This window comes from Mesorhizobium sp. B1-1-7 (assembly GCF_006442705.1).
In the GTDB taxonomy this organism is placed as follows: Bacteria; Pseudomonadota; Alphaproteobacteria; order Rhizobiales; family Rhizobiaceae; genus Mesorhizobium; species Mesorhizobium opportunistum.
In genome coordinates this window covers 41455-62978 of the sequence record NZ_VFWQ01000027.1, presented here as the reverse complement: position 1 = coordinate 62978, position 21524 = coordinate 41455, and the positions used below count along the sequence as shown (strand labels likewise).

The window sequence follows — 21524 nt, the reverse complement described above, 5'->3', positions numbered from 1 at the left end:
GCGACCAGTACGCCGAGCAGTTTCTTGAAATGAGGTTTGGTCATTTCTGCCTCCGTTGAACCCGCGCCAAATCTACCGAACTGATAGAAATTAGATGCATTGAATGTTGCCTTTTTCGTCCTCCTAGAGAAAATATTAGATGAGATTTCGTGCTGCGGAGAAATTTCTTCCTCTCGACGCTCAAGGCTGACTCTGATGTCCGCCATCCGGCCTATCTAGAGATACATGGTGGCTAGGCAAGACCGCTTTGGGTTTGGCTCGGCAAGTTACCTGGCGCTGACCGGAAAATCGAAGCGGCGGATCCGGAACGGTTCATTGGCCAGCGTAAAGTGCCACCATTCGCGGGCATAGTTCTTGAAGCCGCCGGCGCGCATGGCATCGACAAGCAATTTGCGGTTTGCCGCCGCTTCGCGGCCGAGCGGGCGGTGCGCCGTCTCGCTCGACGGATCGAAACAATCGAAGCCGGTGCCGAAATCGAGTGTAACCGCATCGATGGCGCCGCAGGTTGGCTTCGACGCGGGTGGGCCGTCGGTTCGCGCGATGGCGACATCGAGCGTCGAGCCACGCGAATGGCTGGACAGTTCACCGACATAGCCCTTGGCGATGAGGTCGCTACGCTTGACCTTCGGATACCATTGCGGGTCTGGTGGTCCGCCTTGCCTTGTCCATTCACCCATATTGGCGACAGCGCGGGCAGGGCGGTAGCAGTCGAACACGACCAGCGTCAGGCCCTTGGCGGCAATGGCCTTCTGGACACCGGAGAGTGCGTTTGCTGCCTGTTCGGTCAGGATGCAGACGGGCGCTTCATAGCCGCTCGCCTTGCGGTGAAGGAAGTTCTCGAGGCCGGCGTAGCGAATGTCCTGGCGTATGGTGGGATCGACATCGGCGAGCCGGACGAAACCGGCAGGGAGGGGATTGGCGAAGGTGGGGAGAGGGATTGTCGCGACGAGGATTGTTGCTGCCAGCATTGAGGCTACAGATCGTCGAGGTTTGCGCGAGGCACCCCCCTCTGCCCTGCCGGGCATCTCCCCCGCAAGGGGGGAGATTGAGCGCTCGTCCGCTTGCACCAATCTCCATCGTTGCAGGAATGAGCGGAGCGCTGAATCTGCCAATCTCCCCCCTTGCGGGGGAGATGGCCGGCAGGCCAGAGGGGGGTGCCTTGGAACCGGGATGGGCAAGTATCCTGCTATCCACCGACCTTGTGGAAAGCCAATTCGATGAATCGCTTCCAGCCGTTTATTCAACGAATACCTTCACACTTGCCGCTCGCCCTGCCGCGTCGATCACGGTCAGCGTCGAGTAACCAGCGCCGTCCGGTTGCCAGGTCGCGGTGCGGCGGCGGTCGATGCCCACCAGCGGTTTGCCGTTGGCCAGCCAACGGAACGGCGCGCGGCCGCCCTGCAGTTTCAGCACCAGCGGCGAGGCATCGGCCGAGTTGGTACCGAGATCGACGCGCGCGCCATTCGGCGGAAAGATGATGGTCGGCGCGGGTTCGGTCGGTGCCGCCTGCACCAGCCCGTCCGCGCCGGCGCCGAAGCGGGCGAGCGTCACCGGCAGATCCTCGCGCTTGGGGCTGAAAACGCCCGGCGGCTTGCCCGGCAACGGCACCGTGGCAAGGCCCGAGCGGACAAAGCCTTCGAACAGGATGGGGGCCGCCGAGACGTAGCCGGAGAGGCCCGGCACCGCGCCGGCATCGGGCCGGCCGACCCAGACGCCCAGCACATAGCGGCCATCGAAGCCAACCGACCAGGCGTCGCGGTAGCCGTACGAGGTGCCGGTCTTGTAGGCGATGCCGCGCTGCAAGGCGCCCTCGGGCGGCTTGACGCCGGACAAGATGTCGATGATCTGCCAGTTCGCCTGGTCGTTGAGGATGGTGGTGGTCGCGCTTTCGGCATTGGCCGGCTCGGTGCCGTCACGCAATGTGTGCGTCTTGCCGCCATTGGCGAGCCCCGTATAGAGCTGGACCAGATCGCGCAGCGTGACGCCGACGCCGCCGAGACCGATGGCCAGGCCCGGCGCCTGGTTGACCGGCAGGATTGGGTTCACGCCGGCCTGGCGGAAGCGCGCCGTCAGCCGCGCCGGCCCGACAGCATCGAGCACCCGGATCGCCGGCACGTTGAGCGACAGTTGCAGCGCCTGGCGGATGCTGACATCGCCCTGGTAGCCCATGTCGAAATTCTTCGGCCGGTAGCCGCCGAAATCGACCGGGCTGTCCTCGATCAGCGTTTCCTGCGCCACCAGCCCCTGCTCGAAAGCAAGGCCATAGATGAATGGCTTCAGCGTCGAACCGGGCGAGCGCACGACCTTGGTCATGTCGATCCAGCCGGAGCGGCTGGCGTCGAAGAAATTGGCCGAGCCGACTTCGCCCAAAATGTCGCCGGTGCGGGCATCGGCAAGCACCATGGCGACGGAGAGACGCGGGCCGAGCCTGGTGGCGGCATCCCTGGCCACCTGTTCCAGGCCTTGCTGGACGCTTTTGCGGATCGTCAGTTTCAGCGGTTGGCCGGGAACCGCCTTGGGCAGCAGTGCATAGGCGGCGTGCGCGGCGAGCGCCGGCAAGGTTCGGCGCAGGCCCGACACATCGTCCAAAGCGGCGCGCGCGGCCTCGCGTTCGCCGAGCAGCCCCGACGAGACCATGCGGGTCAGCACCCGGTCGCGGGCGGCGTGGGCAATCCCCAGGTTGCGGTCGGGGCGGCGCTTTTCCGGCAATTGGGGCAGGGCGACGAGCAGGGCGGCCTCGGAAACGGTCAGCCGCTTCGGTTCCTTGCCGAAATAGGCGAGCGCGGCGGCGCGCACGCCTTCGAGGTTGCCGCCATAAGGTGCCAGCGTGAGATAGCGTTCGAGAATCTCGCGCTTGGACAGCCGCCGCTCGATCTGGACGGCACGCAGCATCTGCTTGATCTTGGAGCCGAGGCTACGGCTTTCGCGGGGCTCGATCAGCCGGGCAAGCTGCATCGACAGCGTCGAGCCGCCGGAGACGATGTGGCCGCTGCTGGCGAACTGGCCGGCGGCACGCGCCAGCGCCAGCACGTCGACGCCTTCATGGTCCCAGAAACGCTTATCCTCATAGGTCACCAGCATATCGACGAACTGCTCGTCGACCTGGTCGAGCCGGGTTTCGAGCCGCCAATAGCCGTCCGGCGTGGCGAAGGCGCGCAACAGCTGGCCGTCGCGGTCCTGGACCTCGGTGGAGACCGTGAGTTCCGCCGGGAGCGGGGGCGGGAAGGCGCGGTCGAGTTCCCAGAGGGTGGCTGCGGCGAGAGCGAGGACGCCGGCGCAGGAAGCTGCGGCGATGGCGGCGCGGCGGACGAATTTTCTCGAGAGCACGGCGCTGCCCCTCATCCGCCTGCCGGCACGACGGCCCTTCGGGCGTTCGCCGTTCGAAAAGCCAAGCAATTGGCTTTTCGTCCGCTGCGCGGACCACGGCTCACCTCCCCGTATAGAGACGGGGAGAAGGAAGCTGTCATGAGCGCAATCGCCATTTTCATGATCGCCACCATCGGCGCCTTACGGCGCCTTGATCTCCATCATGCCGGTGGCGGTGCGGGCCGAATATTGCGGACGATACATGTCCTCCACCGTTGCCGCCGGGTGCGCATAGGTGCCCGGCGTCACGGCGCGCACGACATAGGCGAGCGTCAGATTGTGGTCGTGGTCGCCGTCGGCCGGATTGAACGCCGCGACGAAACGGTCGTCGCGGAATTCGAGGTGGGCGGCGTCGGTCTGTGCCAGCCAGGAGAAGTTCGTCAATTGGGCGCTGGAGACCAGGCCGGGATTGTCGATCTCGAAGCCGGCCGGCAGAAGGTCGGTGACCAGCAGGCGCGACGGCCAGCTGTTCTGCTCGGTGACCTTGAGCACGACGACATAGCGTTCGTTCTGGGTTGCCTCGGTGACATTGGCTTCGGTGCCATCGAGCTTGTAGTAGGTGCGGCTGATGGTGAAGCCGTCGCCGCCGGCGGGCAGAGGCTCGATCGGCGACGCCACGGTGGTGACGACGGCCTGCAGCGGGGTCGTGCCGGTGTTGGCGATTTCGAGCGGGCTGTCGGCCAGCTCGGAGCCGTTGACCTGGTTGGAGTAGCCGCCGGAATGCGGCGCGCCATTGACGGTCAGCGTGATCGAATCGTTGCCCTCCTTCAGCGCGCGGGCCGCCAGCAGCATCCAGGAATCGTCCTGGGTGCTGGTCCAGCGGGCTTCGGCGCGTTCCCTAGTCACCAGCCTGATCAGCTCGGGCACGATCGTCGACACCGGCTTCGATTCCGCCGCCAGCGCCAGTATCGCCGCGCCGTCACGCAGCCGCGAGCCGTAGTCGGAGCGGTAATAGTCGTAGTCCGTGCTCGACTTGGCGAGCTGCAGCGCGGTCTTGAACGTCGCTTCGGAGCGCTGGGTGTCGCCGTAAAGCGCCAGGCTCGCCGCCAGCTGGGCAACGGCCATCGGGCTCGAGAAGGCTTCGAGCTGGGTGTCCGCGTAGTAGCGCAGGTCGCCGATCGAGGCCTTCTTGTTGCGGGCCAGCACGTAGAGGGCGTAGGCGATCTCGCTGCCGCGGTCCTGTACGCTCTGGTCGTAGCCGAGCGAGTTCTGCAGATTGCTCAGCGCCTGGTTCATGGCCAGCGCCGGCACGTCATATTTCTGCTCGCGCGCCCTGGTCAGGAACTCGCTGACATAGGCGTCGAGCCACAGATCGCCGGAGCCCGGACCCCAAAGCCCAAAGCTGCCGCTCGAGGACTGGTAGCTCAGCACTTTGTAGATGGCGTCCTGGATGCGGCCATGCAGATCGGGGTCGCTTTCCATGCCGATGCCCGATGCCATGTCATTGACATAGAGAAGCGGCATGGCCCGGCTCGTCGTCTGCTCGGCGCAACCGTAGGGGTAGCGGTCGAGCGTCATCAAGAGCGACGGCACGTCAAAGGCTGCCGCCTGCGAAACGCCGACACTGACGGAAGCGCCGTCCAGCAGGCTTGCCGCCAACAGCTCCTTGTCGACACGCAACGCTCCGCCATTGCCCTTGAGGTCGACCACGAGGCGCGTGGTGACCGGCAATTGCGCCGGACGCACCGGCACATAGAGCGTCTGCTCGACCTTGGTGCCGTCGGCATGGGCGAGCTTGATGGTGAGCGAGGCATTGCCCGCCGTCTTTGCGATCAGCGGCACGGTCAGCGTCTGGCGCTTGCCCTGGGCGAGCGTCAGCTTCTGGGGCAGGGGCTTGTCGCCGGTCGACAAGTCGCCCGTCGTGTCGATCGACAGCGCGTAGTCGCCGGCCGGGCCGTCGGTATCGGCCACGTCGAGTCGCATGACGGCGTCGTCGCCAGGCGCCAGGAAGCGCGGCAGGCCGGCGGTGATGACTATGGGATCGCGCACGATCACATCCGACTGGGCATGACCGACAGCATCCTTGGTCCAGGCGACGGCCATGACGCGCACGGTGCCGTTGAACTGCGGGATGTCGAAGTCGATCCGTGCCTTGCTGTCGGCGTCGAGCTCGACCGGGCCGGAGAAGAAGGCAACCAGCTTTTCGGTTGGCGGACTGCCTTGCGCCTGCATGTTGGCGCCGTCACCGCCGGTCCTGAGCTTGCCGGTGGTGCCCAGCGAGCCGTCGATCAGGCGGCCGTAGATGTCACGGATTTCCATGCCCAGCATGCGCTGGCCGAAGAACCAGTTCTCCGGGTCCGGCGCCTTGTAGTTGGTCAGGTTGAGGATGCCGACATCGACGGCGGCAACCATGACATAGGCATTGCTGCCCGGCTGCACGCCGGCCACGGAAACCGGGATCGACAGTTGCTGGCGCGGCATGGTCTTGTCCGGCGGCGTCAAGGTGATGGCGAGCTTCTTCGAGCCCGGATCGACCTTCAGCCATTTCACGCCGATGGCGCGGGCCGGCATGCGCGTTTCCTGCGCATCGCCCGGCCGGAACAGGGTTGCCGTGACATAGGCGCCGGCACCCCAGTCGTCACCGACCGGGATGTCGACGGTGCTGCCGCCGGCCGGCACGGTGGCCGTGATGGTCTTCAAGAGCTTGTCGGAACCGATGTTGATCAGGAGTTCGCCGGCAAAATGTGGCGAGATTTTCAGCTTGGCCACTTCGCCCGCGGCATAATTGTCCTTGTCGAGGGCAATCTCCAGGCCGTCGGGGGTCTCGGTGGTGGTCGAGGCGACATACCAGCCGGCGTCGAACTCGTAGCTGGTTGCCGGTCCCTCGGGGTCCGAGGTCTCGACTTCGAGCCTGTACTGGCCCCAATCGACGGGCACGGAGACCGTGGCGTCGCCATCAGCGTCGAGGTCGACCTGGCCGTTGGCGATCGACTTGGTGAAGGTGACCGGCTCGTAGTTCCATGAATTGTTGGAGCGGTACCACTGGTAATTGCGTTCGACCTTGACCAGCGTCCACTGCGCGCCCTTCAGCGCCTCGCGCTTGCCGTCCGGATCGACGGCAATCAGGCTGAACTTGGCCGTGCCGCCCTGCGGCACTTCACCATCGGCGAAGTCCGGCCGGATGCCGATCATATGGCCTTGCGGGCGGATGCCGATGTTGAGCGAGCGCTCGATGGCGCGGCCGCCGGTTTCGCGCATGCGCACCGTCACCTTGCCGTCGACCAGCTTGGTGGTCGAGGGCAATTGGTCGACGGAGACCGGGAAGGTCGCCTTGCCGTCATCGCCAACCACCGGCAGACCGGTCAGCGGCGTGACCGTGGGCTCGGCCGACTGCTCGTCGGCGAGGCCGAAGGCAAAATTGGGGAAGCGGTCCCAGTCGCGCGACGTCGACAGCGTCAGTTCGCCTTCCAGCGCCAGGCCCGCCGCCGGCGCGCCATAGAGGAAGCGACCGTCAATGTCGAAGTTGGCGGTTTCGCCCTGTGCGATCTCCTGCTTGTCGGCCTTCATGTCGAATTCGATGCGATCCGGCACGAAATCCTCGACCAGGAACATCTGGCTGGCAACCGCCGGCTGCTTCGGATCGGTGTAGATCGACACCGACCAGGTACCGCGCATGGCGTTGGGCTCGAGCGGCAGGTCGACGGCATGGCCGCCGGCCGACGCGCCGTCGCTGACGATGCGGCGGTCCTCGACCCCGTCGGGTCGTGAGAAGATGAAGGTCAGCGGCAGGTTTTCGACCGCCTTGGCAGCGCCGTCGCGGGCAAGCGCGGCGACATGGACATCCTCGCCGGCGCGGTAGATGCCGCGTTCGGTCCAGGCATAGACGTCGAGCGCGCCGGGCGCGGCGCGCCCGGTGACGCCGCGATCCGACAGGTCGAAACCGGCCTTGGACATGTCGAGGAAGACGAAGTCATTGTCGCCCTGCTTGGCCATCAGCACCGCCGGCACCATGCCGCCGTCGCCGCGGGTCAGGCCGGGGTTGAAGACGGCATGGCCGTCGGCATCCGATGTCGCGGTGCCGAGAACCTCGTTGTTGCGGGCAACCAGCGTCAGTTCGGCGCCTGCTATCGGCTTGGCGCTGCCCAGCGAGCGGGTAAAGACATTGAGACCGTCCTGGCCGGTATAGGTCGACAGGCCGATGTCGGAGACGACGAACCACTGCGTGGCCATCGAACCATAGTCGTCGCTCTTGTCGTTGACGGCCTGGGCGGTCAGCACATAGACGCCGGGCTTGCGCTGCGGCAGCGCCTCGTCGACCGGGAAGGAAGTGGTGACCTCCTTGTTGAGGTCGTTGGCGATGTCGAGCTGGCCCTGCCAGACCGGCGCGCCCATCTGCTCGAAAATATTGGAGATGTCGTAGCCGTCGAGCTGGTGCAGGAACTGGTAGCCCGACAGAAGCTGCGCCAGCGACCGGTCGCCGATGCGATAGAGCTTCATCTCGGCGGCGTTCATGTTGACGGTGACCACCGGGATGCCGCGGCGCGCGCCGGCCGGCAGCACGAAGCTATCGCCGGTGAAGCGGGCGGACGGAGCGCGGTCCTGCACATAGATCGACAGCACCACGGGGGCGGCGGTTACTTCGCCTATCGCCGCCGGCAGGCCGGCGCGGAAGGTGACATCGTAGTGCTGGCCGTGTTCGAGGCCTTCGACGCAGATCTGCTTGTCCTTGGCCTCGACGCCCTTTGGCGGGGCGTTGTCGACGGTGACGAACTGCGCGTAGTCGACGCCGGTCTTGACCAGATCCTCGGAAAACTGCGCGCAGATGCGCGGCGCGCTGGTGTCGGCATCGACACTGTGGTCGACGACGCGGAAACCCTTGCGGGCCTTGAGGTCGGCATACTCCGCCTGGACCGCCGGCGAGGTGACCAGCGCAAGACTGGCTTCATAGGCCTGCAGGGCGGGGCGATAGAGATCGCGCTTGTCGAGGCCGTTGCCGAGCAGCGCCAGCACGTCGGCGCGCGTCTTGGTGGTGCGCAAGAGCTTATAGGCGTTGAAGGCAGCCGAAGTGCCGTTCATGGGCAAGGTGGAGATTTCCGCGGTGCTGGCCGTGGGCTGCACGGCCAGGGTTTCGCGCGCCAGGTTGAGCCAGAGCTGGCCATCGTCGGGCATCACAGAGACGGCGGCCTCATATTTCTGCATGGCCGAGCGATGGTCGCCGGTCTGCACGGCCTGTTCGGCGGCCTTAGTCAGTGCCGCCATACCCTCGGTCGGCTTGTCATAGGCCGGGCCGAGCAGCCTGTTGCGGTATTGCTGGGCCTGGTCGGCCATCCAGTTGGGGAAGAAGGCGAGTTCCGGCGGCGCGCCGATATCGGGGTCGCCATCGATGTTGACGACCTTGCCAGCGATCGCGCCGCTGAACGGCTTCATCTGGTTGTAGTCGGATTTGAGAAAGCACCATTTGGCCTTGGTGTTGTAGGTGAAGGCGCGGCAGGCCGGATCGCCAAGGCATGTCGTCTTGCATTGGTCGAGGGTGACATTCTGGTCGGACCTGAGGTCGAAACCGAAATAATCGGAATTGTCGGTCGTTGCGATTCTTCGCGCTTCGGCCGCTTGCGCAACGGTGCCCCAGGCAAAGAAGAGAAGGAGAAGAATAGACAGACCACGAGCCGCGCGCATTGCCATAACACCCTCCAGACAATTGCAGACGTCCGGGCATGTTCAAGCTCCAGTCAGGCTTGTCAACGCGCGGACGCGGCAGGTTCCGCCTGCCAACGGTTTATTTTCCGGCCAAGGACCGGTATGCGGACAGTAACCTCCATAGGACAGGGGATCACGCATTCTTGCGGAAACGCAGAAGGTGTGAATTCCAAGCCCGTCCTATTTCAGACAATTGGATTGTGGCCCCTTTACGAGCGCTTCAGAACTTCATTCCAATTTTAGTTTTGTGAACTAGGGTGTTTTAATGCCGGCGCATGAAAGGCAGATGTCAGGAAGGATCGCGCCAGGGCGCGTGCTTCCGCGCGTCCTGCTTTTTGCCATGGTGTGCTCGGCCGCGCTGGTCGCCGAATCAAGATCCGCGGCTGCGTTCGAGCTTTTCGGCATCAAACTGTGGGGTTCCTCCAATGACGAGGACGCCGATATCGTCGATCCGCTGCGCTACGCCGTGACCATCTCCGCCCCCGATGCCGACAAGGATCTCGTCAAGAAGCTCGAAAACGCCTCGGCACTGAAAAGCGACGAGGATCGGCCGGTCTCGGGCTCGCTCGGGCTGATGGCCAAGGCGCGCAGCGACCGCGAACAGCTTGTCGCCGCGCTTTATGCCGATGCCCGCTACGAAGGCGTGGTCACCATCACCATGGACGGCAAGCCGCTCGACGATTTGCCGCCGGACGCCGAATTCAAGGGCCCGCAGCCCATTCCGGTGGTCGTCAACATCGCCGCCGGCCCCAAATTCACCCTCGGCACGATCAGGCTGGAAGGCGACGCGGCGGGGCTGATGAGCGCCGACTACGGCCTGATCGCGGGCGGCGACGCAGGGTCCGGTGCGGTGCTGAAGGCCGAGGCGCTGATCGTGCGGACGCTGAAAGAACAAGGCAGGCCGCTGGCCAAGGTGACAGACCGGCAGATCGTCGCCGACCATGCCACCTCGACGCTCGACGTGACGCTGACGGTCGCCGCAGGACCGGTCGCCGGCTATGGCGCCACCACGGTTGAAGGCACCGAGAAGGTCGACCGCGACTTCACCGAATACATGACCGGGCTGAAGCGCGGCAAGCAGTACTCGCCGCAGGAGATCAGCGACGCGCGCGACAGGCTGCTTGCGCTCGAGGTTTTCAACAGCGTGACGTTCAAGGAAGCCGACAAACTCGACGCCGACGGCAACATTCCGATCGGCGTCCAGGTCAGCGAGCGCAAACCGCGTTATTTCGGTCTCGGCGGCACCTTTTCCAACACCGAGGGGCTGGGCCTGGAAGGTTATTGGGGGCATCGCAACCTGTTTGGTCACGCCGAGAAGCTGCGCATCGACGGTGCCATCAGCGGCATCGGCAGCAACGATCTGTCCGAGTTGAACTACAATGCAGGCATCATGTTCGAGAAACCCGGCGTAATCGGCCCGGCGTCGAAATTCTTCGCCGGCATCAAGACGGTGCTCGAACATCCCGACGCCTACGACCATTTCTCGATCAAGGGCAGCACCGGCCTGTCCTACGAACTGACCAAGCAGCAGACGGTGTCGGCCGAGTTCGCGCTCGACTACTCACGCATCCACGATGCCTTCGGCAAACACAAATACCTGATCGCCAGCATCCCGCTGCAATATGTCTATGACAACAGGGACAATCGGCTGAACCCGACCAAGGGCTTCCGGGTGCTGGCCTATGCCGAGCCGAGCTACGATATTCTGAGCGGTGCCGCCTTCCTCAAGCTCAAGGGCGAGGGGTCGGCCTATCAGTCGCTGGATACGGCTTCGAAATTCGTTTTGGCCGAACGCGTCGCGATCGGCTCGATCGTCGGCACCAGCCTGCAGAACGTCCCGGCCGACCGGCGCTTCTATTCCGGCGGTGGCGGCTCGGTGCGCGGTTATGCCTATCAGGGCATCGGCCCCAAGGACTTCACCGGCCAGCCGATCGGCGGCCTGTCCTTCTTCGAGACCTCGGTGGAGATGCGCATCGCCATTACCGACACGATCGGCATCGTGCCGTTCGTCGATGCCGGCACCGTGTCGGAGAAGTCGGTTCCCGACTTTTCCAACGTCAAGGTCGGCGCCGGCGTCGGCCTGCGCTATGTGACACCGTTCGGACCGCTGCGCATCGACGCGGCCGTGCCGCTCAACCGTGACCCCGGCGATCCGCGTTTCGGCATCTATGCCGGCATTGGCCAGGCGTTCTAGACATGAAGACGGTCTGGCGCATCCTTCGCATAGTCCTCTACACGCTGCTGATCGTGGTCGCGGGCGCAATCGGTGCGCTCGTCGTGCTGACCAAGACCGAGCGCGGCCGCGACAATCTCGCCGGCATCATCTCGCGGCTCGCCTCGAGCGACGAGCGCAAGGTCACCGTCAGCGGCATCGACGGCATCTGGTCGGGCAATTTCAGCGTCGACCATGTCGTGCTGGAGGACCGCGAAGGCGCCTGGCTGGTGGCGCGCAAGGTGGCCGTCGACTGGTCGCCGACGGCACTTTTGTCGAAAAGCTTCAGCGCCGAGCGCATCGCGGCCGAGCGCATCGAACTGGCGCGTCTGCCGGTGGCCGGCACGCAACAACAGCCGGCGCCGAGCGGCACGACGACGCTGCCGGTGTCCATCGACATCAAGCAGATCGACCTGCCGGAAATCGCGCTCGGCGAACAACTGGCCGGCAGCGGCATCGCTGAGCTTGCGGCCAAGGGATCGGTCAAGGCCGATGACGCGCCGCTGGCGGTCGAGACGGTGCTCAACGTCACTCGCCATGACGGCAAGCAAGGCAATGTCGATGCCAAAGTCCATTTCGCTCCGGCCGACAACAAGCTCGACCTCGACCTCAAGGCATCGGAGCCGGCGGGCGGCATCATCGCCAACCTGCTCAACCTGCCGGACGCGCCGCCGGTCGATATCGTCGTTTCGGGCACGGGACCGCTGGCCAACTGGAGCGGTGTCGGCACCTTCCTCGTCGATCATCGGATCGTCACCCAACTCACCGGCCGCCATCAGCTGACCGACAAGGGCCACCACCTCGAAGCCAAGGGTGACGGCGACTTCGCTTCCTTCCTGCCGGAAAACCTGAAGCCGCTGTTTGCCGGCAAGACCAGCTTCGACGTGGCGGGCACCGCCACTTCGGCCGGCGGTCTCAGTGTCGACCGGGCCAATATCGAGAGCGACGCCGTGCACGGCACCGCGACCGGCATCGTCGATCCCGCCGGGGCCAGCGATCTCGCGGTCGAACTCGCCGCCAAGGGGCCGCCCGTGGTGGTCAGCGTCGGCAGCAAGGCGCAACCGATTACACTGGCGATCAAGAATGCCACCGCCAGGGCGTTTGGCGACGGCAAGGCGCCGATCGTCGACATCGGCGCCTCCTTCGTTTCGATCGTCGTCGGCGGCACGCGGCTGGACGATCTGGCGGCGCAGCTACATTCCGACGGCTTCGACATCCAGAACCGCGCCGGGCCGGTCACCGTCAAGCTGGAGGCGGGCGGCTTGAAAACCGACGTCGCGACCTTGGCGCCGTTGATCACCGGCAAGGTCAATGTCGACCTGGCCGGGTCGGTCAGCAAGGACGCCATTGCCATCGATCAAGGCACATTGCGCTCCGATGCTGTCAACGCGTCGCTGACGGCCACGGTAACGCTCGCCGATCTGTCGATGCAGCTCAAGATGAATGCCGATGCGGTGGCGACAGCCTTCCCGCCCCAGATCGCCTCGGTGCTCGGTGGACGCGTGAAGTTCTCGGCCGCCGCGACGCGCGATCCGCAAGGGGCGTTCGCCGCCAATTCGATCTCGCTCACGTCCGGCTCGCTCAGCGCCAGCGGCACCGCCAGCATGCAAGGCACCGACATCCAGGCCGATATCAAAGGCAAACTGGGCGACGTTTCGGTGCTGTCGCCGACGGTCGGCATCCCGGTCGCTGGCGGCGTTGGTTTCGCGCTGTCGGCAAGCGGCGCCCTGACCGCGCCCGATTTCACCGTCTCCGCCGACAGCGACAGCCTGACGGCCTCGGGCCGCACTGTGAAGACGATCAAGCTGACGGCGAGCGGCAAGGCCGACATCGCAAACCCCTCCGCCGATATCTCGCTGACCGGTGCCGTCAACGATCAGCCGCTCGACGTCAAGGCGTCGCTGGTAACGAGCGAGGGCAAGCGTTCGATCAACGGCTTCCTGGTTTCGCTAGGCGACAACAAGGTCTCGGGCGACCTGGCGCTCGATGACAAGTTCATGCCCCTGGGCACGCTGACGCTCGCCGCGCCGGCAATCGACCAACTGGCGGCACTCGCCGGGCAAGCGGTGACCGGCGACATCAACGGCACCATCGACTTCGCCAAGGCGGGCGACGTGCCGTCCGTCGCGATCGACGCGAAGAGCACGTCGATCGCGCGAGGCGAGGTGACGGCCAAGGCGATCACCGTCAACGCGCTGGTCGCCAACTATCTCAAGGCGCCGGCGATCTCGGGTACGATCAAGGCCGACGCGGTGACTTCGGGCACCACCGAAATCAGTGGCATCGGCGTCGACCTGAAGCGCGACGGCGACTGGACCAATTTCACTGGCGGCGCGACGATAGCAGGCATCCCGGCGACCGCGGCAGGACGGGTCAAGATCGCCGAGGGTACCACGACCGTCGAGGTCGCCTCGGGCGAGGCCACGGTGCGTGGCATCAAGGCGGCGATCGCCCAGGCCTCTGCGCTGACCATCGCCAATGGCACGGCCAGCATCGACAGGCTGGCGCTCGATATCGGTGGCGGCTCGGTGACGCTGTCGGGCAGCGCCGGCCAGACGCTCGATCTCGCAGCAAAAGTCTCCGCGCTGCCTGCCGCCCTTGCCAATGATTTTGCGTCCGGGCTCGATGCCGTGGGTACGCTCGGCGGTACAGCGCAGGTGACCGGAACGCCGGCTGCTCCGGAGGTCCACTTCGACGCGCAGCTTACCGGCGTCGAGACCAGCCAGACCCGCCAGGCCGGGCTCGGGCCGCTCGCTGTCGATGCCGCGGGCGCCTACACCATGGCCGGCGGCGTCGCCCTCGATCATGCCATGCTTTCCGGCGACAAGATTTCCGGCACGGCTTCCGGCACCATCAATCCGAACGGCGCCAGCGATTTTGCGCTTGATCTCACTTCATCCGGCCCCAGCCTGCCGCTGACGGTCGGCAGCACCGAAAGCCCGGTCAGGGTCGAGGTCCGGTCCTTGTCGGCGAAAGTGGCGGGGGAAAGCACGAAAGCCCGCCTCGACCTGTCCGCGATCGTTCCTTCGATCGCCACCAGCCCGGCGAAGGTGGACGGTCTTGTGCTGGCGCTGCACTCGGACGCTTTCGATCTCAAGAACCGCGCCGGGCCGGTTTCCGGCACGGTGTCGGTGGACAAGGTCGGGCTCGACAATCCCATGATCGCACCGCTGATCGCCGGCAAGATCACGGCCGCCCTCAGTGCCCGGCTGACATCAGATGCCGTCGCTATCGACAGCGGTTCGCTCAAGAGCGATGCACTCAACAGCCAGGTCGCCGGCCAGGTATCGCTGCGTGACGGCGCCATCGACCTCAAGCTGAATGCGGATGCCCCGTCATCGGCCTTGCCCGCTGCGGCGCGCGGCATGCTTGGCGAACGTGCGCAAATCAGCGCCACGCTGAAACGCGACCCCAACGGCAGCATAAACATCGATGCCTTGAAGCTGACCTCTGGCGCGCTCACCGCCGGCGGGCAGGCGAGCCTTGCCGACAACAAAGTGGCGGCCGACATCAAGGGCGCGCTGAGCGACATCTCGCTGCTGTCGAAGGATGCCAGGGGCGCCATCGCTTTCGGGCTGAGCGCCCAGGGGCCGGCCACCGCACCCGACCTGTCGCTGACCGTCGATAGCGACAGGCTGTCGGTGGCTGCGCGCGAGATCACCGGGCTGAGGCTCACGGCCACCGGCAAGGCGGATGCCGCCAATCCGGCGGCGAACGTGCAGTTGACCGGCAATGTCGCGGGTCAGGCCCTGCAAGGCAGTGCGGTGCTGGCGACGGCGGACGGCAAGAGCGCCATCAACGGCCTGCTCCTGTCGCTGGGCAAGAACAGGATTTCAGGCGATCTGGCGCTGGACGACAAGTTCGTGCCTGAAGGCACCATCTCGCTCGACCTGCCCGATATCGGACCGCTCGCCGCGCTCGCGCTGGAGAAGGCCGAAGGCGACGTGCGCGGCACCATCGCCTTCTCGAAGAACGGCGCAGCGCCCCAGGTCGCCGTCAAGGCGACGACCGCCTCGATCACGCGCGGCGATCTCCAGGCGAAAGCCGTTTCCATCGATGCGCTGATCGCCAACTATCTCGCCGCTCCGGTGATCTCGGGCAAGATCCGCGCCGACACCGTCACCTCGGGCGGCACCGTGATCAGCGGCATCGATGTCGACCTGAAGCGTGACGGCGACTGGACCGGCTTTTCCGGCGGCGCCACGGTCAAGGGCATTCCGGCCAAGGCCGCCGGCCGGGTGAAAGTGGCGAATGGCACGACGACCATCGAGCTCGCTTCCGGCCAGGCGACCGTCCAAGGCATCAAGGCGGCCATCGCCCAGGCCTCGACGGTCAGCATCGCCAATGGCACGACGACGCTGGACCGGCTGGTGCTCAATCTCGGCGGTGGCACGGCGACGGTGACCGGCAAGGTTGGGCAGGCGCTCGACATCAACGCGACGCTGGCCCGGGTGCCGATGTCGCTCGCCAACAGTTTCTCGCCCGGGCTCGATGCCGCCGGGTCGATTTCGGGCACGGTCAAGGTGACTGGTGCCCCAGCCAGCCCGGCTGTCGCCTTCAACATCGACGCAGCCGGCGTGCAGACATCGCAGACCCGCGGCGCGGGTGTTGGTGCGGTCAGTGTTTCTTCGTCAGGCACCTTTGCCGGCAACAAACTGACCTTCAACGCCAATGTCAGCGATGGAGCCGGCCTTGGCCTCAAGGGCGGCGGCACGGTGACGACGGCGGGCACGCCGGCGCTGGCGCTCGACTTCAATGGCGGCGTGCCGTTCGGCATCCTCAGCCAGAAGCTTGCCGCGCAAGGCCTGTCGCTGACGGGAGCGGCCAATGTCAAAGTCCAGGTGCGCGGCCCGGCGACGTCGCCTGTGATCGGCGGCAGCGTCAGCACCTCCGGCGCGCGGCTGGTCGATGCGCGCTCGGGCCTTGCCGTCAACGATATCGCCGCCGACGTCTCGATCGGCGGCGGCGTCGCCAGGATCAACCGGCTGACCGGAACGCTGTCGACGCGTGGCAGCCTTTCGGCCAGCGGCACGGTCGGCATCAACCCGGCGCAAGGCTTCCCGGCCGACCTGTCGATCAAACTCACCGACGGCCGCTATACGGACGGGCGCGTGGTGACCGCCAATCTGGGCGGCGACCTGACGATCAAGGGGCCGCTCGTTTCCGCTCCGGCGATTGCCGGCACCGTCAACCTCGCCAAGACCGTTATCACCGTTCCCGACAAATTGCCGGGCTCGCTCGCCGCGCTCGACGTCAAGCACAAGAACGCGCCCGGCGCGGTGCGGGCGCAGGACAAGGCGCTGCGCCCGGCGACGGCCAGCGGAAAGAGCGGCGGCGGCGGTCTCGCGCTGAACGTCACCGTCAACGCACCGAACCAGATCTTCATCCAGGGCAGGGGCGTCGACGCTGAATTCGGCGGCTCCCTCAAGCTCACCGGCCCGGCCTCGTCGCCGCAAGCGATCGGCACCTTCACCTTGCAGCGTGGGCGGCTTTCGATCCTCGGCAAACGGCTGACCTTCACCGAAGGCACGGTCGGCTTTTCCGGCTCGCTGGTGCCCTATCTCAACCTGACCGCGACCACGACCACGACCAGTGCGACCGTCACCATCGTGGTATCGGGCGAGGCGACCAATCCGAAATTCACCTTCTCCTCGGTGCCGGCGCTGCCCGAGGACGAGGTGCTGGCGCAACTGATCTTCGGTCGCTCGATGTCGAACCTGTCGCCGCTGCAGATCGCGCAACTGGCTGAAGCGGCGGGGCAACTGGCCGGCGTCGGCGGCTCGACGTCGCTGCTTGAAAACCTGCGCAGCGCCATCGGCGTCGATGATCTCGACGTCACCACCGACGACAAGGGCGGCACCGCTGTCTCCGCCGGCAAGTACCTGAACGACCGCACCTATGTGACGATCCAGAAGGGCGACAAGCCGGGTTCGGGCAAGGCGACCATCGACCTCAATGTCGGGCGCGGCATCAAATTGCGCGGCGAGGCGACGGACGCCGGCGAAGCCAAGGGCGGCATCTTCTACGAGAAGGAATATTGAGGGTCTGGCCCTTCACCGTGGCCAGGACTGGCGCTGTCGTAACCAGTGCAAATGTCTCAGTCTAATCGCCCGAAGAGATTTTGGCGGAATCTGGGCGCACTAGCAATTTTGCGTCAAGACTGTCGCTATCGCGCGTACCGCTCTCTTTTCAAAGTTGCACATTCGCTAACATGTTCCCAATCCAAGCCGTCTTTGACATCATGGCCTGGATGCGGAATGTTAATCGGCGGAAAGCCAACAATGGGAGTTAGTCATGACAATCTATAAGAGTAATGGCGACAGCGTTCCGGATCACATCCTGGCCATGGCCAAGGAAGCCAAGGCAGGAACGGTGGATCGCCGCGAATTCCTGGCGCTTGCCAGCGTCTTCGGCGCGTCGACGGCCATGGCTTACGGCCTGCTCGGCCTTGCCGCTCCGACCCCGGCCAAGGCCGAGGACGTGCAGGGCAAGAAGGGCGGCGTGCTGAAAGTCGCCATGTCGGTCAAGGATCCCAAGGATCCGCGCACGGCCGACTGGTCGGAAATTTCCAACGCAGAACGCCAGGCGCTCGAGCCGCTGGTGAAATACACGAAGGAATACACCTTCGCGCCGTATCTGCTGGCGAGCTGGGACATCAATGACGACGCCACCGAATACACGCTGCATGTGCGGCCTGGTGTCGAATGGAACAACGGCGACAAGTTCACCGCCGACGACGTGATCTACAATTTCACCCGCTGGGCCGACAAGTCGGCGGAAGGCAACTCGATGCCGGGACGCCTTGGCAGCCTCGTCGATGACACAACCAAGAAGCTGCGCGAAGGTTCGGTCGTCAAGGTCGATGACATGACGGTCAAGCTCAAGCTGAACAAGCCCGATATCGCCATCATCCCGAACCTGTGCGATTATCCCGGCCTCGTCGTGCACAAGAGCTTCGACGAGAAGGGCGCGAACTTCAAGAACTGCCCGATCGGCACCGGCCCGTTCGAACTCGTTTCCTACGATGTCGGCCAGAAGGTCGTCTACAAGCGCCGCACGACCGGCAAGTGGTGGCAGGGCGAGGCCTTCCTCGACGGCGTCGAGTTCATCGACTACGGCACGGATCCGGCTGCTACGGTTTCGGCGTTCGAGTCGGGCGAAGTGCAGACCAACCATGAGACGACCGCCGACTACGTCAAGATTATCTCGGACGTCGGCGCGCCGGCTTCGGAAGTGGTGACCGCAGCGACCGTGGTCTCGCGCTTCAACGTCAATGCCAAGCCCTACGGCGACCAGAAGGTGCGTCAGGCGATGTGCCTGGCCGTCGACAATTCGGTGGTGCTCCAGCTCGGCTACGGCAATGCTGGCACGCCGGCAGAAAACCACCATGTCGCACCGATCCATCCGGAATATGTCGAACTGCCCAAGATCCCGCGCGACATCGCCAAGGCCAAGCAGATGCTGACCGAAGCCGGCGTGATCGATTTCGAGCACGAACTGATCAGCAATGACGAGGACTACCACAAGAACACCACGGACGCGATCGCGGCCCAGCTGCGCGAAGCCGGCATCAAGGTGAAGCGCACCGTGCTGCCGAGCTCGACCTTCTGGAACGACTGGACGAAATATCCGTTCTCGGAAACCAACTGGAACATGCGTCCGCTTGGCATCCAGGTCATCGCCATCGCCTACCGCTCGGGCGAAGCCTGGAACGAGACGGCCTATGCCAATCCGGACTTCGACAAGAAGGTCAACGAGGCGCTCGGGATCGCCGATGCGGAGAAGCGCAAGGTGGTGATGAAGGACATCGAGACGATGCTGCAGGAATCCGGCATCATCATCCAGCCTTACTGGCGCAAGCTCTACATCAACATCAAGCCCGAGGTGAAGAACCACTCGATGCACCCCACCTACGAGCACGACTTCGGCAAGGTCTGGCTCGATCAGGCGTAACCCACAGCTTGATGAATGCGAAGGGCGCATCGCCCCTCGCATTCGCGGGATCGCCGCCGTTGCATTCGATGCAGCGGCGGCGTGACGTCACAAGGTTTTCGAAACAGGGTTGACCATATCTGACCCCAACCCGGCCGGCAGGGGGGCACAATGTTCTCATTCATCATCAGACGCGTCGGTACGATTCTGCTCACGATGCTGTGCCTGACGCTGGTCGTCTTCTTTCTCGTCAATCTCGAACCCAATCTGAAGAAGCTGGCGATCAGCCAGACCGAAATGCACACATCGGCCGAGCAACTCGAAAGCTGGCTGGTCAATCATGGTTATCGCCAGAACTTCTTCGTCCGCTACGGCCAGTGGCTGGGCGTGCTGCCCAAGCAGCCGATCACGGACCCGGCGACCGGCAAGACGACGCAGCGTTTCTCCTTCTGCAACGACCCGGCCGTGCCGACATTCTCGGGGGTGATCGAGGGCGATTTCGGCTGCTCGACCAAGTTCAAGACCACGGTCGCGGCCAAGTTGTTTCCAGCGCTCGGGGCCACCGGCATCCTGATGTTCTGGGTCCTGGTCGTGATGGTGCCGGTCTCGCTGCTGATCGGGATTCTCGCCGGCATGCGCGAGGGTTCGCGCACCGATCGTGTGCTCTCGGTCGCCTCGATCGCCTCGACGGCAACGCCTGAATATGTGTCGGGCGTCATCTTCACCGTCATCTTCGCCTCGTGGCTCGGCTGGCTGAACGGTTCGGCGGCATCGGCGAGCCAGGGCATTACCTTCTACAATTTCACGCTGCCGGTGATCACACTGGCGATCTATGGCATCGGCTACATCGCGCGCATGACGCGCGCCTCCATGGTCGAGGTGATGACGCAGCAATATATCCGCACCGCCCGGCTCAAGGGCCTGTCGTTCGGCAACGTGGTGGTCAAGCATGCGCTGCGCAACGCGCTGATCGCGCCCTTCACGGTCATCATGCTGCAGTTTCCCTGGCTGCTCACCGGCGTCGTCATCGTCGAGGTGATGTTCCGCTACCAGGGCTTCGGCTACACGCTGGTCGAGGCCGCCGGCAACAACGACATCGACCTTTTGCTCGGCTGTTCGCTGGTCTCGGTGTTCATCGTCCTGATCACGCAGCTCATTTCCGATGTCGGCTACGCGTTCCTCAATCCGCGCATCCGGGTTCAGTAGGGAGAAGGCGCATGCAAGCTCAATATATCGGCGCCTCCACCATCATCCTCGAAGTGCTCTGGCGCTTCTGGCCGGTCTGGGTCGCGCTCGCCATCGTCATGGGTGCGAGCTTCCTCTACAAGAAGAAGCTGGCACTCTACGGCCAGCTGTTCGACAGCGGCGTCGGCATCGCGGGTGTCTTCATCTGCCTGTTCTGGCTGTTCACCGCGATCTTCGCCTCGACCGTCTCGCCTTTCGATCCGCTCGGCCAGATCCCGATCATGAAGGACACGCTGCCCGGCGCCATCGAACCGCAGTCGGGGCTCGTCTATCTGTTCGGCGGCGACAAGCTGGCGCGCGACGTGTTTTCGCGCATGGTCTATGGCAGCCAGATCGTGCTGATCATCGCACCCGCGGCGACCGGTTTCGCGCTCATGGTCGGCATCACGCTCGGCCTGCCAGCCGGCTATTATGGTGGCAAGATCGATTCCATCCTGTCGTTCCTGGCCAACCTCGTGCTGGCTTTCCCAGTGATCCTGCTGTTCTACCTCCTGGTGACGCCAGGTATCATGGACACGCCGATCCCCTACGGTCTGGCAGGTGTCTTCTTCCTGTTTCCGATCATCTTCTTCAGCGTGCTGTTCTGGACACGCTACAAGAACCGGCCGGACCGGATCTACATCCTGCTCGGCCTGACGCTCATCGTAGGCGGCTGGATCTATGTCGGCCTTGTCTTCGACCGGGATCCGCTGAAGATCGTCCATATCGATCCCAACCAGCTCAACATCTTCGTGGCTGTGGTGTTCGCCTCCAGTCCAGGCGTGTTCCGTATCGTGCGCGGCCTGGTGATGGACATCAAGACGCGCGACTATGTGGCGGCGGCGCAGACGCGCGGTGAATCGCCCTGGTACATCATGCTGTGGGAAATCCTGCCCAATGCGCGCGGACCACTGATCGTCGATGCCTGCCTGCGCATCGGCTACACCACGATCCTGCTCGGCACGCTGGGGTATTTTGGCCTCGGTCTTGCACCCGAGAGCCCGGACTGGGGCACGGCGATCAAGGATGCCAGCCGGCTGCTGCGCTCCTTTATCCACCCGGCGCTGCCGCCGACGATCGCGCTGATGAGCTTCGTGCTGGGGCTCAACCTGCTCGCCGATTCCCTGCGCGAGCAATCGATGAAGGATTGACG

At 64.7% G+C, this 21524-nt stretch carries 9 protein-coding genes; 5 read left to right on the top strand and 4 right to left on the bottom strand.

Going from position 1 to position 21524, the window contains the following annotated elements:
• The 4 genes from FJ978_RS33005 to FJ978_RS30740 form a co-directional block, all read right to left on the bottom strand.
• The coding region (locus FJ978_RS33005; protein ID WP_210241454.1) for a hypothetical protein at nucleotides 1-206 on the bottom strand (206 nt) is incomplete at its 3' end.
• A gap of 60 nt (nucleotides 207-266) precedes the next feature.
• Nucleotides 267-968 carry a M15 family metallopeptidase gene (locus FJ978_RS30755; RefSeq protein ID WP_246678233.1) on the bottom strand — a complete coding sequence of 234 codons (702 nt, stop codon included), beginning with the start codon at nucleotides 966-968 and terminating at the stop codon, nucleotides 267-269.
• 268 nt (nucleotides 969-1236) lie between these two features.
• Nucleotides 1237-3342 (bottom strand): penicillin-binding protein 1C, encoded by a 2106-nt coding sequence (gene pbpC / locus FJ978_RS30745; RefSeq protein ID WP_041164765.1) that lies wholly within the window; start codon nucleotides 3340-3342, stop codon nucleotides 1237-1239.
• A 165-nt stretch (nucleotides 3343-3507) separates the two neighbouring features.
• Complete coding sequence (locus FJ978_RS30740; protein ID WP_140576521.1) at nucleotides 3508-8988, bottom strand: alpha-2-macroglobulin family protein; 5481 nt, start codon at nucleotides 8986-8988, stop codon at nucleotides 3508-3510.
• 280 nt (nucleotides 8989-9268) lie between these two features.
• On the opposite strand from FJ978_RS30740, the gene FJ978_RS30735 reads away from it, so the two are divergent.
• The 5 genes from FJ978_RS30735 to FJ978_RS30715 all read left to right on the top strand — a co-directional run bounded on the left by FJ978_RS30735 (nucleotide 9269) and on the right by FJ978_RS30715 (nucleotide 21522).
• A complete protein-coding gene (locus tag FJ978_RS30735; protein ID WP_140576519.1) occupies nucleotides 9269-11197 on the top strand; it encodes an autotransporter assembly complex family protein in 1929 nt (642 codons plus the stop codon).
• A gap of 2 nt (nucleotides 11198-11199) precedes the next feature.
• Nucleotides 11200-17256 carry a translocation/assembly module TamB domain-containing protein gene (locus tag FJ978_RS30730; protein ID WP_140576518.1) on the top strand — a complete coding sequence of 2019 codons (6057 nt, stop codon included), beginning with the start codon at nucleotides 11200-11202 and terminating at the stop codon, nucleotides 17254-17256.
• Nucleotides 17257-17509: 253 nt separating this feature from the next.
• Entirely contained in the window at nucleotides 17510-19168 is a 1659-nt protein-coding gene (locus tag FJ978_RS30725; protein ID WP_013894590.1) for an ABC transporter substrate-binding protein, read from the top strand.
• A 150-nt stretch (nucleotides 19169-19318) separates the two neighbouring features.
• Nucleotides 19319-20353, top strand: a complete 1035-nt coding sequence (locus FJ978_RS30720) for an ABC transporter permease (RefSeq protein WP_013894591.1) — start codon at nucleotides 19319-19321, stop codon at nucleotides 20351-20353.
• 11 nt (nucleotides 20354-20364) lie between these two features.
• Entirely contained in the window at nucleotides 20365-21522 is a 1158-nt protein-coding gene (locus tag FJ978_RS30715) for an ABC transporter permease (RefSeq protein WP_140576516.1), read from the top strand.
• The last annotated feature ends 2 nt before the right edge of the window (nucleotides 21523-21524 follow it).

Bases quoted from the DNA above. Each gene is read 5' to 3' on its own strand.
- FJ978_RS30755 (WP_246678233.1), bottom strand. From the start codon at position 968: ATGCTGGCAGCAACAATCCTCGTCGCGACAATCCCTCTCCCCACCTTC.
- pbpC (WP_041164765.1), bottom strand. From the start codon at position 3,342: ATGAGGGGCAGCGCCGTGCTCTCGAGAAAATTCGTCCGCCGCGCCGCC.
- FJ978_RS30740 (WP_140576521.1), bottom strand. From the start codon at position 8,988: ATGGCAATGCGCGCGGCTCGTGGTCTGTCTATTCTTCTCCTTCTCTTC.
- FJ978_RS30735 (WP_140576519.1), top strand. From the start codon at position 9,269: ATGCCGGCGCATGAAAGGCAGATGTCAGGAAGGATCGCGCCAGGGCGC.
- FJ978_RS30730 (WP_140576518.1), top strand. From the start codon at position 11,200: ATGAAGACGGTCTGGCGCATCCTTCGCATAGTCCTCTACACGCTGCTG.
- FJ978_RS30725 (WP_013894590.1), top strand. From the start codon at position 17,510: ATGACAATCTATAAGAGTAATGGCGACAGCGTTCCGGATCACATCCTG.
- FJ978_RS30720 (WP_013894591.1), top strand. From the start codon at position 19,319: ATGTTCTCATTCATCATCAGACGCGTCGGTACGATTCTGCTCACGATG.
- FJ978_RS30715 (WP_140576516.1), top strand. From the start codon at position 20,365: ATGCAAGCTCAATATATCGGCGCCTCCACCATCATCCTCGAAGTGCTC.